This is a genomic window from Chitinophaga sp. SVR4-12A (assembly GCF_056754765.1).
Window position 1 is genome coordinate 2,295,286 of record NZ_JBPGWP010000001.1, and the last position, 16,646, is coordinate 2,311,931.

Here is a 16,646-nt window from a genome sequence, read left to right on the forward strand (position 1 = left end):
AGCGATAATGTATTTACTTTGAAAACACAAAATACCTCTTCACATGCCCGTCTTACGCTTTCATATCAATGGCGCCACACAACAGCACGATGTGGATACCGACATGCCGGTGTTATGGTTACTGAGAGATTATGCAGGCTTAACCGGTACCAAATACGGATGCGGCATTGCGCAATGCGGCGCCTGCACCATCCATCTCGATGGCAGGGCCGTACGTTCCTGTACGCTCACCTGCGGCGCTGCTGCAGATAAGCGTATCACCACCATAGAAGGCCTTGCGCCAGATGGCTCGCACCCTGTACAGCAGGCCTGGATCAGGGAAGATGTGCCGCAATGCGGCTACTGCCAGGCAGGACAGATCATGAGCGCTGCGGCGCTGCTCAATAACAATCCCTCTCCTTCCGACCAGGAAATCAATGCCGCGATGGCAGGTAATATCTGCCGTTGCGGTACTTATGTGCGGATCCGCAAGGCTATCAAAACCGCCATTGATTTCAAGCTCAACCCTAAACCCCTCAACCAATGAACAGGCGTCATTTTATACGGATAGTGCCGCTCACCGGCGGCGGACTGATACTGGGCCTGTCCGGACTTGCAAAAGCATTTGCGCCGCTGGATGAAACCATCGCAACAGATACCGCTGCTGCCATGGGAGACTTTCTCTCTGTACAAACAAATGGCGACGTGATCTTCCATTTCACCAAACATGAAATGGGACAAGGTGTATCTACCGCCATGGCCATGCTGATAGCAGAAGAGCTCTGTGCCGATTTCGAAAGAGTAAAGGTCTCCTTTCCACCGGCCGATCTCATAAAATACAATGATGCCAACGGAGGACATGGAACCGGAGGCAGCTCCACCGTGATCACGATGACGCCTATCCTGCGCAAAGCAGGAGCCACCGCCCGCGAAATGCTCGTACAGGCAGCTGCTACACAGTGGAACACTACTCCGGATAATTGTTATGCGGAGAACCATTTTATCATCAACAAGATCAGCGGACAACGAACAGGTTTCGGAGAGCTGGCCCAGCAAGCCGCCAGGCTCAAAGTGCCGGCCTCCGTTACACTGAAAAGCCGCAACAACTTTACTATCATCGGCAGATCGCAGGCTGCTAAGACATTGCCTTTGCTGGTAACAGGCAAACATCAATACGGAGCAGACGTAAATATACCGGGCATGAAATATGCCCTGGTGGCAAGAGCACCGGTATTTAAGGCCAGGATCAGATCTTATGACGCGGCAAAAGCCCTCGCTGTCAAAGGTGTAAGAAAGGTGGTATCCACCAGTGTGGTAGCTGGTATACAGGGCCCTATTCTCCCCTACGACATACGCGAGGGAATTGCCGTTGTTGCCGACTCTTTCTGGGCTGCACAGAAAGGCAGGGCAAGCCTTTCCGTTGTATGGGATGAAGGTATGCATACAAAAGCCAGTATAGAGGAATTTGCCGCCTTCGCTAAACACCGCGGCGAACAACGGCTGGATCCTTCGGGTTACACCGGCGATGAAAATGCCATCGCCAATATCGACCATGTAAAGCAAACCTTACGCGCCGGTTATGTGTTCCCTTACATGCTGCACTCGCTCATGGAACCATTGAACTGTACCGCCCACTTTAAAGGAGACAATTGCGAACTATGGATCGGTAACCAATGGCCGGAATACATCACAGACGAGATCACCCGCGTTTTCGGCATCGCAAGGGATAAAGTGAAGATCCACCTGTTCCCTTCCGGTGGTGGCTATGGCAGAAGGGCTTATCCCGATGCCGCTATTGAAGCGATGTGCATTTCAAAAGAGGCGGGCAATATCCCCGTTAAAGTAATGTGGACAAGGGAGGATGATCATCAGACCAATGCCGTGCATTGTTACCAGCGCCTGGATTATCAGGCCGGCTGGGATGAGAACAACCAGCTCTACGCATGGTACGAGAAGGAATGCCGCACCTATATGTGGGATCGCCAGTATCCTGCCACGGAATTGACCAGCAACGGCTATAACATTCCCAACATACGTTACGACCTGGAAGATCTTACGAATGAAAGCATCCTGCAATCAACTGCCTGGCGTTCCGTAATGATCAACGGCTGGGCATTGAGCGAATGTTTTGTGGATGAAGTAGCCATCGCACTGAAGAAAGATCCGTATGATTTCCGTATATCACTGCTGAAAGAAGGACGGGAAGCCAACGTGGGCCATGCAGAAAAGATCAGTAATACAAGAATGATCCGGGTATTGCAGCTGGCCAGGGAAAAGAGCGGTTGGGGCCAGGCGCTTCCCGCCGGACAAGGAAGAGGGATTGCCATATATCCCTACGGCAACACCTATTGCGCCATAGTAGCCCTGGTAACAGTAGCCGATAAAAAAGTAACTGTTAATCATGTTACCTGCGCAGTAGACTGCGGCATGGTGGTAAATCCTTCCGGCGCAAAGAACCAGATAGAAGGTGGTGTGGTTTGGGGACTTTCTGCATTATTGTACGGAGGCGTAAACGTAAAGAACGGTCGTGTCACTACTTCTAATTTCCACCAGAACAAAGTAGTGCGTATCAATGAATGTCCTGAAATAGATGTGCACTTTGTGGAGAGCAATGACGAACAGCCCTGGGGCCTGGGAGAAGTATCCAACCCGGTAGCAGTGCCCGCAGTATTAAATGCCATCTATGCCGCCAGCGGCAAAAGGATCAGGACCCTGCCCGTCAATTTAAATGAAGCATAAACAGCCATTTAACCTATATAAGCAATGAAACAGATGCCCGGATACTTGCTTTTGCTATCAACCGTGTGCCTCCTATCGCTGGCCTTCAGCCCGCAGCCTCCTGCAGATCTGAAGGCCAGTATGGCAAGAGGGAAAACCTTATACACCACATATTGCCAATCCTGTCATGGCGACCAGGGCCAGGGCGTGGAAGGTGTTTTCCCTCCGCTGGCAAAATCAGACTACCTGATGGCGGATAAAAAAAGGGCTATTCAGGCCGTGCTGTACGGCCTCAGCGGGGAAATAAAGGTGAACGGGCAAACCTATAACCAGCCTATGGCAGGTTTTGATGGAAAGGATGAGGAAATAAGCGATATTCTGAACTACATCCGTAATTCATTTGGTAATAAAGGCGGTGCAATTAACCCCGAAGAGGTAAAAGCTGCCAGGAAGTAAGTAATATCGGATCAGGACTCCAGCTCCCTGATCTCCTGGTCGGAGAACACCCTTGACCGGGTGAGAAATCTTACCCCCAGGGGTATTTCAAGAGAGAAACTACTACCCCTCCCGGCGGTCACATCCAGGATCAGCTGGGTATGTTTCCAATATTCAAACTGGTCGCGATTCATGTAGAAAGGGCAACCGCCTACTTCACCCAGCAGCACATCACTATTGCCTGTTCTGAATTCGCCGGCTTCAAAGCACATAGGTTGTGAACCATCGCAACATCCGCCGCTCTGGTGAAACATCAGCGGCCCATGCTGCTGTTTAAGGCGCTCTATCAGCTCAAGGGCTTTTTCGGTAGCTATAACACGATCTGTCTGCATAAAGGCTGCTTTACATCAGCACAAAGGGGGAACAGCTGGCTGTAAAGCCGCTGTTCCCGTTACAAACACCTTGTGCTTACCATGGTTTCCTTAAAAGAAGTTAAAAGAAACCAAGCTTGTTTTTACTATAGGATATCAGCATGTTCTTAGTCTGACGATAATGATTCAGCATCATCTTATGCGTCTCCCTACCGAAGCCTGATTTTTTATATCCGCCAAAGGGTGCATGCGCCGGATAAGCGTGATAGCAGTTTACCCAGACACGGCCTGCCTGAATGGCCCTGGGCACCTGGTATAATTCATGGGCGTCCCTGGTCCATACCCCGGCCCCCAGGCCGTATAAGGTATCATTGGCAAGCGCTATGGCCTCTTCCGTTGTTTTGAAAGTAGTAACGCAGGTAACCGGTCCGAAGATCTCTTCCTGGAATACCCGCATCTTGTTATGTCCTTTGAGCACAGTGGGCTTGATATAGAAGCCGTGTTCCAGGCCGCTGTTCTGATGCCAGGCCTCTCCGCCGGTAAGTACCTGGGCGCCTTCCTGCTTGGCGATCTCAAAATAGCTGAGGATCTTATTATACTGGTCTTCTGATGCCTGGGCACCCATCATGACGGTACTATCAAGCGGGTTACCCATTTTAATGGCCTTGGTACGCTGGATCACCCGGTCCATAAAGGTCTGGTAAATATTCTCATGCACCAGGATACGGCTGGGGCAGGTACATACCTCTCCCTGGTTAAGGGCGAACAGTACGGCGCCTTCTACAGCCTTATCAAAGAATTCATCATCTTTCGCCGTTACGGATTCAAAGAATATATTGGGACTTTTGCCACCCAGCTCCATGGTAACCGGGATAAGGTTTTCAGAAGCATATTGCATAATAAGCCTGCCGGTAGTGGTTTCACCGGTAAAGGCCACTTTATTTACCCTGGGTGATTGCGCCAGCGGCTTACCGGCTTCCGGCCCAAAGCCTGTTACCACGTTTATCACGCCCGGCGGTACAATGTCCTGGATCAATTCCATCAGGCACATGATGCTGGTGGGCGTTTGTTCTGCCGGTTTTACAATGGTACAACAACCGGCTGCCAGGGCGGGCGCCATTTTCCAGGTAGCCATCAGCAGGGGGAAGTTCCAGGGAATGATCTGTCCAACCACGCCGATAGGCTCATGCAGGTTAATGCTGACAGTGCTATCGTCCAGTTCGCTGACGCCTCCTTCTTCACTGCGGATCACCCCGGCGAAATACCTGAAATGATCAACTACCAGCGGGAGGTCTGCTGCCCTGCTTTCCCGGATGGGCTTTCCATTGTCGATCGTTTCTATCACGGCCAGGTATTCCAGGTTATCTTCCACTATCTGGGCGATCTTTAATAACATGTTACTGCGTTCGGTAACCGACGTCCTGCTCCAGCTGGGAAATGCCTTATGTGCCGCATCAATCGCTTTATCAATATCTTTTGCATTACCGCGGGCAGCCTGGGTGAACACCACTCCGTCAATAGGTGAGACGTTGTCGAAATATTCGCCGCTTTCAGGGGCCACCCACCGGCCGCCGATAAAGTGGTCGTATCTTTCCTTGAATTGTGGGCGGGTTGCCACATTGCCTGCAGGGGCCGCAGTTGTATTACTCATAACGCAAGAATTTTTTTTGTTTGGTGAATGAATACAGCTAATTTTCACCAAAATGCAAGATTAAGCGTCCACAATTGTATTTTTTTATAGCACGATTGTACTTTGATTTTTGTAACTTCAGTATAGGGGTTTAAACTTGTACCGGTCAAAAAAAGAAGCTGTACCGTGCCCGTAAAGAGTCATCTCCGCAAAGTGGGTCTGACAGACCCTAAGCACCTGCAAACGCTGGTAGAGAACAGGCGTATATTCAACCTGCGCAACTGCGAGCTGAATATCTTTGAAAGCTACCAGCAAGCCTACCAGGTGCCCTTAAGCTTCCCCGATTTTGTGATCACCAGCATGATCCGTGGAAAAAAGGTGATGCACCTGTTCAATGAACCGGGCTTTGACTACCTGCCTGGCGAAACGGTGATCCTTCCTGCCAATGAGACCATGCGTATCGACTTTCCCGAAGCAGCGCCTGAAAACCCTACCCAATGCATTGCGCTGACCGTGGATGCAGCTTATGTAAATGAAACCCTGCAGTACCTGAATAATTACTACAACAGCAGCAGCGACGAGCGAAACGAATGGAAACTGCAGTGCAATCAATACCACTTCTCCAATGACGATGAGATCTCCAGCCTGATCAATAAGATCATCCGTGTATGCAGTAGCCCGGACAGGTCCAAAGGTATCTTCGCCGATCTTTCGTTGAAGGAGCTGCTCATTCGTCTTTTACAATGCCAGCACCTGCAGCAGATAGAAGTAGAAAAAGGCGACAACACCAATCAAACGCGCCTGCACTATGTGCTGAACTATATCCAGGAACACCTCTCAGAAAGAATTGCCGTAGATGTGCTCTGCCGCAAAGCTTACCTCAGCCGGAACGTATTCTTTAAATGGTTTAAGGAACAATTCGGGATCAGCCCCGTGGAATATATCAATGCTTCCCGTATCCGGCTGGCTAAAGAGCTGCTGGCGGATGCGCGTAATGATATACAATCTGTAAGCGCCCAGTGCGGCTTCAGTGATGTGAATTATTTTATCCGCGTTTTCAGGAAATTGGAGGGCATTACGCCGGGGTCTTATCAGAATTGCGTAACGGGGAGATTGTAGTTGCTATATTATTTCTCGCCACTTTGATTATCCTCAATTGTTTGGACAGTGTTGCAACACTACAATATTTCCTCAATTCTTCCTCCTGAAATTTCTCCCCAACCCAAACACCCCATTGATATACTTCCCGGACCGCTCCGCCGGAAAATATTCAAAATACATCCCCAAAGCCAGCGGGTTGCCCGCTACAAACCCACTAAAGCTTTTATGATATTCTCCCTTGTAATAATCCGCCAGCTCACCATATCCATACCAGTAACTCACCATCACTACCTGCAAGGGGCTTACCAGCGCCGGTATACATTCATACGCCCCATGATGCCCCTTTACCGACCGTATGATTCGCGGAAGATTCATCCATAACCAGCAAAATCCTTTCAGGTTCCGGGCCTTTATACTATTGATAAAAACAACAGATTCCTTGTTGGTAATATCTACCTCATACATAAGATGGCCGGGCAACATGCGTTTCTGCTTTATTAGTTACACTGAATTTCCTCACAGACCAATAATACACCCACCCGATAAAGAATAGCTGAAGCGGGATCCTGAACCATAAATAAACCGGCCCCGGACCATCAAAGGTGCCTTTTTCCATATTGAGGTGTATAACAGATTCATAAATATTGGCAGGAAGGAGAAGGATAAAAAATACGATCAACGCATAGCCGGTACGCCGCCTTAGCGAAGGATAAAGCAATGCAAGGCCCATCAGCACTTCCATTACCCCGGTAATATATACCACTGCTGTTTTGAAAGGAATAAAAGGTGGGATCATCATCGCCATTCCCTTTGTAAAAAGCACATGCCCCAGTGCCGTAAGAAATAACATCAGGCACATAGCCAGGTTACCGCTGAAAACCAGCCGCCATTCACCGCTAAACCACCGGCAAATAAGCATACTGACAACAAAACCCGGAATTAAGACTGCTAAAGTTTCCATTGCTGTTGTGTATTTACAGCAAAATTCAGCAATGCCCTGCAGCCTTAAAATGATGTATGTTAGTTTCTGGCCTGCTGCTTCCGTATGCGGCTCAGGCTTTCAGGATGGATGCCTAAATAAGAGGATAAATGCTTGACTGAAATCTGCTGGATCAGGGCCGGGTTCCTTTGCATCAGCTCGTTATACCGCTCTTCTGCGGTGCGCGACAGCAGATCCATTTCCCGGCGCAGCCTTTTAATATACTGGTATTCTGCTATCAGCCTTCCTACCCGCTCGCCATTATGATGTTTGGCATAAAATTCCTGCAGGAACTTCAAAGGGATAGCCACCACCTCTGCATCTTCCAGCAGCTCAATAGCAATGGCGCTCGGCTCCCGGGTGATCAGGGAGTAATAAGCAGTAACAAAATCACCCTGGAACTGGAAGTCTACCGTAAATTCCTTATCATCTTTCACAAAGTAATTGCGCGTAGCGCCGGTATTAAGAAAGTAGATATAGTTCTCCACCTGGCCCTGCCGGATCAGGAAATCACCTTTCTTAAAATCTTTGATAATAAGTGTGGCCGCAAACGCCTCCCACTCTGCATCCTGAAGAGGATTGAATCGATAAATGGCCTGCCGGAGCTGAAGAAGATCGCCCATTGCCCAAAAATAGGAAAACAATTACATATCAGGGCGTAGCCGGGATCAGGGATGTAGGCGAATAAGAAGAGGGTGTAAGACCTGTAAACGACTTAAAATCCCGTATAAAATGCGACTGGTCTGCATAACCACAGTCATATGCAATAGCCGTAAAAGAAGATTCATTCTTGCTGATCAGCTGCAAACTAAGCTGGAACCGGTTGATCTTGCTGTACAGTTTAGGCGTCATACCAGTATATTGTACAAAAAGCTTTTGCAGGTAACGGGGCGTAACGTTATACCGGTTCGCTGTACGTTCTATGGTGTCGGCAAATGAATTACGCCGCATATCTGTCATCACCTCACCGATCATACGCAGCTTCTCTGCTTTCTTCCTTTTCATGGAGATACAATGCATCAGGAATCCTTCCAGCAGTTCAACGCGTTTACCCAAAGACGAAGTTTCCAGGAGCTTTGCATGCAGCTCCTTTACGGAAGCGCCCAGCAGGTCCCTGAGGTCAATCACCTTGTCGTTGAACAAGGACACTTCTTCATCCAGGAAAAAGGCAGGCGTATGAGGCAGGAATTTGGCCCCCAGCATTACCTGCTTACCTACCGACTTCACAGGCGTAGGCTGGGTGATCTGCCCCCACAACTCTACCGGCGGAGTATTCTCGAATACCCCGTTCACCTCCGTGCGCCATACTCCCTCGCCCAGGTTAAAGATCATCTCCATATTACCTGCAGGAAATATAGTATCATCCAGCTCAACACTGGACTCCGATTCGAAAATGAAATAACATTTTACGTACGGCTTCAGTAGCTCCCCTGGTTTTATTTCCTGGTATGTCATAACTTTTTCCGGTAAACGTTTTATAAAGATACGTAATCACTGGTATATTCACCCTCCAGGGGCGTTAAACCCCTGGAAGGCTACTATCTCTTATGCTACCAGCTCAGTTTCAGCCCCGAAAGCATGATCTATCACAATCTTCCAGGTGCCATCCGCCTGCTGTTTCATTACTTCAATCCCTTTGGCGCTGATCTTTACCTCATCGCCGTCCGTAATACTCCATTCAGACCTGCCCACGGCAATGTTGCCGGTCTGCATGCAATACACTGTTCTGATCTCCATCTTTCCTTTGATAGAGAGAATGGCCCTGACAGCCGCCTCAAACTGCTCCTTGCCCGATACGGCTTTGCCTGGTTCAGGCACGATAATCCCTGTATTATCATACATGCTCATAACAGTTGCTACATCGCCGGTATTGAATGCTTCGGCCAATGCTGCATGAGCGTCCTGTGGTCTTGTTGGTAGATTCATTTGTAAATGGTTTAATGATGATGAATGGCGGATATCCTTGATTATATTAGCAAAACTAGAAAGCCCTTGCCGCTTTAAATTGAACAAAACGGAACAGTTTGAAATCGCCTCTTAAAATAGATGCCATATGTGAGCCGGCGGGGGAAGAAAGTCAGCCTTTTTCAGGCACTTTAAACATGGTGATGAGGAAGATGATGATTAAATAACACCAGTAGCCTTGTCGCCTGACAAGGCTACTCTTTTTTGCCGTGTTTGGAATGGATATACTCTGTAGGCGTCATATCGAACTGGCGCAGGAAATTCCTGGTAAAATTACTCTGTGTGCTGAACCCCGTCATATTCGCCACCTCGTAGATCTTATACCGCCCATCGGCCAGTAATTCTGCCGCCCGCTTTAACCGCACTACATTGATCAGCTCAACCGGCGTAAGGTCTGATACCGCCTTGATCTTCCGGTACAGCGTGATCCTGCTCATGTTCATATAGCTGGCCAGCTTCTCCACGTTGAGGTCTGCATCTTCCATATGCTGCAGTATGGTCACATTCAATGCTTCCAGGAAACGTTCGTCCTCGCGCGTATGCGCCATGCTCCTGATATGTACCAGCGGAGAGCTGGCAAAGAAGGCGCGCAGGTTATCCCTGTTGGCCAGTAAACTGCTGATCTGTGCCTGCAGATGTTCCTTGGAAAAAGGCTTTTCAATATAAGCGTCTGCTCCCAGCTCCAGGCCTTCTATCTTTGACTGGATCGTATTCTTGGCAGTGAGCAGTATGACAGGAATATGGGAATATTCAAAATTGGATTTGATATGACGGCATAATTCAAAGCCGTCCATCTCAGGCATCATCACATCGCTGATGATCAGCTGCACCGTCTCTTTGTCGAGGATCCTTAAGGCATCCTCTCCGCTCTCGGTCACCAGCACCCTGTAACGAGGCGATAGGATCCGCTCCAGGAACTCCAGGATATCTTCTTCATCGTCAACTAGTAAAATAGTCGGTAACATACTGCAATATGCTTAATCTATTCGGTTTTTAAAGGGATCTGTAATACAAAGGTATTAATCTGTTCGCGACTGTTCTTCAGGTATAGTTTACCGCTGTGCAGCTCTGCCAGTGAACGGGCCACCGTCAGGCCAATACCCGTGCCCTTCTGTTTCGCAGTTTCCTTCAGCCGTACAAAAGGCTGGAAGATCTTCTCCCGCATATCTGTGGAAATAATATGACCATCGTTGCTGATCTCTATCGTAAAGTAAGCATCGTCTTTTCCTGCGGGGAGTAGTACGACTGTTACCTGTGCGGCGGCATATTTGATGGCATTGCTCAGCAGGTTGCCCAGGATCCTTTGCAGGGCTTCTTCATCAGCAACAGCATTAATGGCATAAGGAGGCAGGTCAATGGTATAATCCAGTCCGCGTTTTTTAGCCTGCGGGGCAAAGTCAAGGAAAGCTTGCTGCACCAGCGCTTTTATATTTACCCTGGTAAAATCCAGGCGGAAACTTTTCACTTCTATCTGCCTGAAGTTCAGGATATGGTTCACCAGCGACATTAGCCGGTTGGTGTTCCGCTCCATCATCATTACATCATCTTTGATATCCGGCAGCTCGTCTGTTTTTTCCAGCAGGTTTTCCAACGGCCCTTTGATCAGCGTCAGCGGTGTGCGGATCTCATGGGCTACGTGTGTAAAGAAATCGATCTTCGCTTCAAAGCTTTCCTTTTCCTTTTTCTTTTGTGTTCTGCGATGATAGTCGCGGATGATATAAAACCCGATCGAAACTACCAGCAGTGCATAAAAGAGATATGCCAGCGGGCTTGCCCAGAAAGGAGGCAGTATATGGATGATGAGCTGTCGTTCAGATTCGTCTCCTGCCCCATTCACGGCTGCTTTCACCCTGAACACATATTCTCCCGGCGAGAGATTGGTATAATACACTTTACGGTTAGGCTGGATAGTGGTCCAGCTTTCATCCACCCCGCTCATCATATACCGGTAGCTGGTCATATCGGGGGATATATAGCTCAGCGCTGCAAAGTCCAGGCTGATGGAAGAGCGGTTGTAAGGCAGCTCTATCCTGTCTGTATACTGGATGGATCTTTTCAGCAACCCGCTGTCGCGTGCCGCTGATAATTCCCGGTTGTTCACATAGAGGGTGGTGATATACAGCGGCGGAGTGGGTGTATGCGTAGGCGCTTCATCCGGCCTGAAAGTGATCATTCCTTTTATGCTGCCAAAGTACAGGGTACCCCTGGCATCTTTGAAACCTGAATTATAATTAAAGTGATCGCTGGGCAGCCCGTTACTTTTTGTATACACCACCATGCGCCGGGTGAGGGGATTAAAGCATACCAATCCTTTTGATGTGCTAACCCATAGCTGATGACGGTCATCCTCCACTACTTTGTAAATATAATTGCTGGGCAGCCCGTTCCGGGTCATATACCGTATAAACTGTTTCCTGGCAGGGCCCAGCTGCGAAAGCCCCCCACCTTCTGTAGAGAACCACAGGTTACCGGCGTGGTCTTCAAAAATGTTATTGATATAATCGGTAGGCAGGCTGTTGCGGTTGGTAAGATCGTTCACCAGCTGTCCCTTGATCTGCTGCTCACGGTTGAAATAATACACCCCTCCGCCATGCGTGCCTACCCAAACCGTCTTGCTGCGATCTTCATACAAGCAGGAAATAGTAATACCCGCCGGTACTTCAGGCGCGCGTGTAAAACCGTCTGTCCCGGGATCATATTCATACAGCGAATTGCCGGTTCCTATGAAGATCCGGCCGGATGATGAGCGCAGCAGGCTGGCAATAAAATCGCTCCTGAGGTCCCGCGGACCCCGCCCGGCCGAATAGTGTTTACGGAGCTTACCGGTTTTGATATTGAGCACGTCGAGCCCGTGCTCGTGGGTACCTATCCAGAGATCATTACCATCTACCACCAGGCCGTGAATATTGGAATAGGTGATGCTGCCTGCTGTACCCGCAGGTTCAAAATGCGTAATATCTCCCGTAGCAGGGTTGAGCTTATTCAGTCCTGCATCTTCGGTGCCTATCCATATATTGCCATCGTTATCCTGGCAGATCTCACGGGCGGCATTCCCACTGATGGAATTCTTTGAATAATCAGGATAATATTTCCGGAAGAACTGATGCTGCCGGGCATAATAATTAATACCGCCGAAAAAAGTACCGGCCCATACATTTCCCTCATGATCTTTGCAGAGGGAATACACCGCATTGTCTGACAGTGAATAAGGATCCAGGAATTTCTTACGCAGGTTCACCATCTTTCCGCTGCGCAGGTCCATTATAAAAATACCCGATTCCGTACCGAACCATACCTCGGTATCAGAGTACTTCATCATACTGCGTACGTAGACGGTAGTTTTATCGGCGTTGTAGGTAAGTATGTCTTTGTAAGTCCTGCTGGCAATATCAAACAGCTTTGCACCCTGGCAGGAGGTGCCTACGAAGATGGTCTGCGGGCCCACCGGCAGCAGTGCTTCCATAAAGCAGCTACCTACGGCCGGAGAATGTGAGAATAGATTATAACCCTTGAACGTCTGCGTGGCCCTGTCAAAACATTGCAGATCGCCTGCCCCGGTGCCTACCCATAAATTGCCATCGCCTGCTACGCAAATAGTATTGGCCATGAAATAGCGGTTCTTCGGAAAGCGCTTTACCTGCCCGGTTTTCAGGTCATAATTACACACCGAATGGTCGGCAATGAACCAGAGCAGCCCCTTATTATCAGACTGCAGATTATATACATTGCGAAGCGTGTCTATCACCCTTGTAAAGCGTTCCCGTTCCCGCTCATAGCGGTAGAGCCCTTTCTGGGCGCCCACCCACATGGTGCCATGTTCGTCTGTATAAAGAGAATAGATCAGGTCTTTGGTCAGAGAGCGCTCGTAGTCATCATCGAGGTTGAACACTTTGATCTGGTAGCCGTCAAAGCGGTTCAGTCCCTCTTTGGTGCCAAACCACATAAAGCCGTCCCGGTCCTGTATGATACTGATAACCGTATTATTGGAAAGGCCGTCTTCCACCTGGTAATGCCGGAAATAATAATGCTGTTGTGCAGCAGCAGGCAGCGCCGGCCACAAAGCCAGCATGATCATTGTCAAACACCGCAGAATCCGCATAATATCAACTAGTTAGATATGGTTGATGTTTAGCCCCCAACTCGTGAAACATTTTGAACAAATAATGATACGCCCTGAATAAACGATTTAGCAAACAAAAACTTACTTCGCATAAAGGTTTAAAAGTACCAAATACTTTGCAATAATTACGTAATCGTTTACGTCGTTTTATTAACCAATAATTTAATAGCTTATCTATGACATTCCGCGTTAAGCGTCCCCCTGCCGGGACGGGGACAACTATTGCCTTTATGCTGATCCTTTTCCTGATTACCTGTTATCATTCCGCTACCGCACAAAGTTCCAAATTTGTAGTCAAAGGTACTGTAGGAGACAGCTCCGGCGTAGGGATACCGGGAGTAACCATCCAGGAAAAGGGTACCAAAAATGCCACTTTAAGTTCGCCGGACGGAACTTATACCTTGTCTGTAAGCAGCGAAAATGCCGTGCTGCTCTTTAGCTTTATAGGTTTTATTCCACAGGAAGTAAATGTTTCAGGACGCAGCTCCCTTTCGGTGCGCCTCCTGAACGACAAAACCGACCTCGGGGAGGTGATCGTAGTGGGCTACGGCACCAAACGTAAAGGATCGGTGACCGGCGCTATCGCGGCCGTTACTGCGGATGATATCAGCCGTGTGCATGGCGCCTCCACGGTGAGCAGCACGCTGGCCGGTAAACTGGCTGGTGTTTCCTTCCGCATGCCCGACGGACGCCCTGGCGCCAGCGCCAACATCCAGATCCGTAACCTGGGTAATCCCCTCTATGTAATAGATGGTATCCAGCAGGATGCTGGTCAGTTCAATAACCTGGCGCCCAACGATATTGAAAGCATCACCGTGCTGAAAGACGCCTCTGCCGCTATTTACGGTGTGCGTGCGGCCAACGGTGTGGTAGTGGTGACCACTAAGAAAGGAAAATTAGGCGCCCGCAACACTATTAACCTGGACGCCTATACCGGGATCCAGAACTTCACCCGCTTCCCGGATGTACTGACCAATTCATACGATTATATGAAGTACCGCGCAGAAGCGGAGATCAACCGCAACGGCAGTACTACCATTACCGACGCTGAACTGGAAAAGTACAAAGCCGGTACAGAACGCGGCTACCAGAGCTTCGACTGGAAAAACTTCATCATCAAAAAGAACGCGCCTATCCGTTCTGCCAACATCAATGTTTCCGGCGGATCTGACCGCATCAACTATTACCTCTCGGGCACGCACCTGTACCAGAACTCTGTACTGGGCAGGGAATTCCTTTTCAAGCGCACCAACATGCAGTCTAACGTAACTGCAAAGGTGACCGACCGCTTAAAAGTAGGTGTGATGCTCAACGGCCGCATAGAAACAAGGGACAACCCCGGCGTACCTTATGGAGACGACTACTGGCTGGCCCGCTTTGCCATCCTGCGGAATACCCCGCTGGAAAGGCCATACGCCAACGACAATCCGAATTACCTGAACGATATCAAACATAACGAGACCAACTGGGCCTACCTGAATAAAACTTACTCCGGTAAATACAGGAGCGACTGGCGCGTGCTGCAGGCCAACTTCAGCGGTGAGTACCAGGTACCCGGTATCAAGGGCCTTACCCTGAGCGGTATCTATTCTTACTACATCGCAGATCACCTGCTTAATAACCACGAGTATACTTACGTTACATATACGTACGAGCCGGAGAACGATTTTTATAAACCCACCGGCGGAAGCACTAACCCCTGGAGGGAACGTGAGCAGATCAAACAGATCAACATCAGCCAGCAGGTACAGCTGAACTATTCCAACACCTTTGGCCTGCACACCATTGGCGCTACACTGGTGAACGAAAGGATCAAGAACCAGCGCCTCCGCAACTGGATCCACTCAGTGCCTACCACTAATGAGCTACCACTGATCTACATCAGCACCGCAGACCGGTATGACGATAGTGATGACATCGAAGCACGTATCGGCTATATCGGGCGCCTGAACTATAGCTATGACGATAAATACTTCCTGGAAGTAGCGGCCCGCCGCGATGCTTCCTACATCTTCGCTCCCAATAAGCGGGTAGGTTACTTCCCTTCCGTTTCTGCTGGATGGAGGATCTCCGAAGAAAAATTCATGAAGTACATCGTCGGCAATACCAACGTATTGAGCGATCTGAAACTCAGGGCCAGCTACGGTATCATGGGTGATGACGGTACCCAGCTGGGTCTGCCCGCCTACGCTTACCTGACAGGCTATAGCTATAACACCAGCATTGCCATCCTCGGCGGACAAACCGTGGTAGGCTCAAGAGACAGGGGCGTTCCCATTACCAACATCAGCTGGTTAAAGAGCCGGATGTTCGACGTAGGTACGGATTTCAGTGTATTGAACGGCAAGATCACCGGTTCTGTGGATTACTTCTACCGCAAACGTACCGGATTGCGCGGCCGCAAATCAGACGTGCTGGTACCCTCTGAGATCGGTTATACGCTGCCGGATGAAAACATCAACAGCGATGCCCAGTATGGCGAAGACCTTATGCTCAACTATAATGGTAAGATCGGCAAGATCAACTTCACCGTGGGCGGTAACTTCGCCTACTCCCGTCAGAAGTTCCTCGAATCTTACAAGCCTATGTTCTTTAACTCATGGGATCACTACCGCAACTCGATGGAAGGCCGGTTCACCAAGATCAACTGGGGATACGAATCCATGGGTCAGTTCACTTCGCAGGAACAGATCAATGCCTATCCTGTAAATATCGACGGCAAAGGTAACAGCACGCTGCTGCCCGGCGATATCATTTATAAAGATCAGAACGGAGACGGTATCATCAACTTCTATGACGAACGGCCCATCGGCCTTGGCGCAGGCACACAGCCCAATATCAACTTCGGTTTCAACTTTGCCCTGGCCTATGCTGGTTTTGATTTCCGTGCAGACTTCTCAGGCGCTTCCGGCTATACCTGGTTCCAGAACTATGAAACAAGATGGCCCTTCCAGAACGATGGTAACCTGAACACCATCTTCCTGGACCGTTGGCACCGTGCCGATATGCGCGATCCCAACAGCGCCTGGATCCCTGGCAAATACCCGGCCCTGCGCTTTAATAACGGTGAGCACAGCAACTACTACAACTCTGATTTCTGGGCCCATAACGTAACCTACCTGCGTGCAAGGACCATTGAGCTGGGTTACTCTGTGCCAGTTCATATTCTCAAAGCGGTAAAAATGCAGAAGGCCCGTTTTTATGTGAACGCATATAACCTGTTTGCATTTGATAACCTGAAACCTTACGATATAGATCCTGAGATTAATGACGATAACGGCTTACAGTTCCCGCAAAGCCAGGTGTTCAACATAGGTATGAATCTCTCTTTCTAATTAACGGACCATA

At 49.2% G+C, this 16,646-nt stretch carries 14 protein-coding genes; 5 read left to right on the top strand and 9 right to left on the bottom strand.

The window, feature by feature from the left end; all coding sequences use genetic code 11:
• The first annotated feature begins 43 nt into the window (after positions 1-43).
• From ACR9Y8_RS09285 to ACR9Y8_RS09295, 3 genes are read left to right on the top strand one after another with little or no spacing between them, the layout of a single operon-like run.
• A complete protein-coding gene (locus ACR9Y8_RS09285) occupies positions 44-526 on the top strand; it encodes a (2Fe-2S)-binding protein (RefSeq protein WP_481212976.1) in 483 nt (160 codons plus the stop codon).
• A complete protein-coding gene (locus ACR9Y8_RS09290; RefSeq protein WP_481212977.1) occupies positions 523-2,718 on the top strand; it encodes a xanthine dehydrogenase family protein molybdopterin-binding subunit in 2,196 nt (731 codons plus the stop codon). Before ACR9Y8_RS09285 ends, ACR9Y8_RS09290 begins: the two co-directional genes overlap by 4 nt.
• A 24-nt stretch (positions 2,719-2,742) precedes the next feature.
• A complete protein-coding gene (locus tag ACR9Y8_RS09295) occupies positions 2,743-3,153 on the top strand; it encodes a c-type cytochrome (protein ID WP_481212978.1) in 411 nt (136 codons plus the stop codon).
• Positions 3,154-3,164: 11 nt separating this feature from the next.
• Here the strand turns inward: ACR9Y8_RS09295 and ACR9Y8_RS09300 are convergent, their stop codons facing one another.
• Together ACR9Y8_RS09300 and ACR9Y8_RS09305 are read right to left on the bottom strand one after the other, a co-directional pair.
• Entirely contained in the window at positions 3,165-3,524 is a 360-nt protein-coding gene (locus ACR9Y8_RS09300) for a DUF779 domain-containing protein (RefSeq protein WP_481212979.1), read from the bottom strand.
• Between the two features lie 100 nt (positions 3,525-3,624).
• Positions 3,625-5,154, bottom strand: a complete 1,530-nt coding sequence (locus ACR9Y8_RS09305) for an aldehyde dehydrogenase family protein (RefSeq protein ID WP_481212980.1) — start codon at positions 5,152-5,154, stop codon at positions 3,625-3,627.
• A gap of 165 nt (positions 5,155-5,319) precedes the next feature.
• Here ACR9Y8_RS09305 and ACR9Y8_RS09310 point away from each other — a divergent pair, with 165 nt between their 5' ends.
• Positions 5,320-6,252, top strand: a complete 933-nt coding sequence (locus ACR9Y8_RS09310) for an AraC family transcriptional regulator (RefSeq protein ID WP_481212981.1) — start codon at positions 5,320-5,322, stop codon at positions 6,250-6,252.
• Between the two features lie 72 nt (positions 6,253-6,324).
• Here the strand turns inward: ACR9Y8_RS09310 and ACR9Y8_RS09315 are convergent, their stop codons facing one another.
• The 7 genes from ACR9Y8_RS09315 to ACR9Y8_RS09345 form a co-directional block, all read right to left on the bottom strand.
• Complete coding sequence (locus ACR9Y8_RS09315; RefSeq protein WP_481212982.1) at positions 6,325-6,717, bottom strand: hypothetical protein; 393 nt, start codon at positions 6,715-6,717, stop codon at positions 6,325-6,327.
• Positions 6,692-7,195 carry a DoxX family protein gene (locus tag ACR9Y8_RS09320; protein WP_481212983.1) on the bottom strand — a complete coding sequence of 168 codons (504 nt, stop codon included), beginning with the start codon at positions 7,193-7,195 and terminating at the stop codon, positions 6,692-6,694. The genes ACR9Y8_RS09315 and ACR9Y8_RS09320 overlap by 26 nt, the downstream gene beginning before the upstream one ends.
• A 59-nt stretch (positions 7,196-7,254) precedes the next feature.
• Positions 7,255-7,836: a Crp/Fnr family transcriptional regulator gene (locus tag ACR9Y8_RS09325; protein WP_481212984.1), complete on the bottom strand. Its 582-nt coding sequence runs from the start codon at positions 7,834-7,836 to the stop codon at positions 7,255-7,257.
• 28 nt (positions 7,837-7,864) lie between these two features.
• Positions 7,865-8,668, bottom strand: a complete 804-nt coding sequence (locus tag ACR9Y8_RS09330) for a helix-turn-helix domain-containing protein (protein WP_481212985.1) — start codon at positions 8,666-8,668, stop codon at positions 7,865-7,867.
• 90 nt (positions 8,669-8,758) lie between these two features.
• Complete coding sequence (locus ACR9Y8_RS09335) at positions 8,759-9,139, bottom strand: YybH family protein (protein ID WP_481212986.1); 381 nt, start codon at positions 9,137-9,139, stop codon at positions 8,759-8,761.
• A gap of 233 nt (positions 9,140-9,372) precedes the next feature.
• Positions 9,373-10,143, bottom strand: a complete 771-nt coding sequence (locus ACR9Y8_RS09340) for a response regulator transcription factor (protein ID WP_481212987.1) — start codon at positions 10,141-10,143, stop codon at positions 9,373-9,375.
• Positions 10,144-10,160: 17 nt separating this feature from the next.
• Positions 10,161-13,277: a ligand-binding sensor domain-containing protein gene (locus ACR9Y8_RS09345; protein ID WP_481212988.1), complete on the bottom strand. Its 3,117-nt coding sequence runs from the start codon at positions 13,275-13,277 to the stop codon at positions 10,161-10,163.
• A gap of 251 nt (positions 13,278-13,528) precedes the next feature.
• Between ACR9Y8_RS09345 and ACR9Y8_RS09350 the strand changes: the two genes are divergently transcribed.
• Positions 13,529-16,633 (top strand): SusC/RagA family TonB-linked outer membrane protein, encoded by a 3,105-nt coding sequence (locus ACR9Y8_RS09350; RefSeq protein WP_481212989.1) that lies wholly within the window; start codon positions 13,529-13,531, stop codon positions 16,631-16,633.
• The last annotated feature ends 13 nt before the right edge of the window (positions 16,634-16,646 follow it).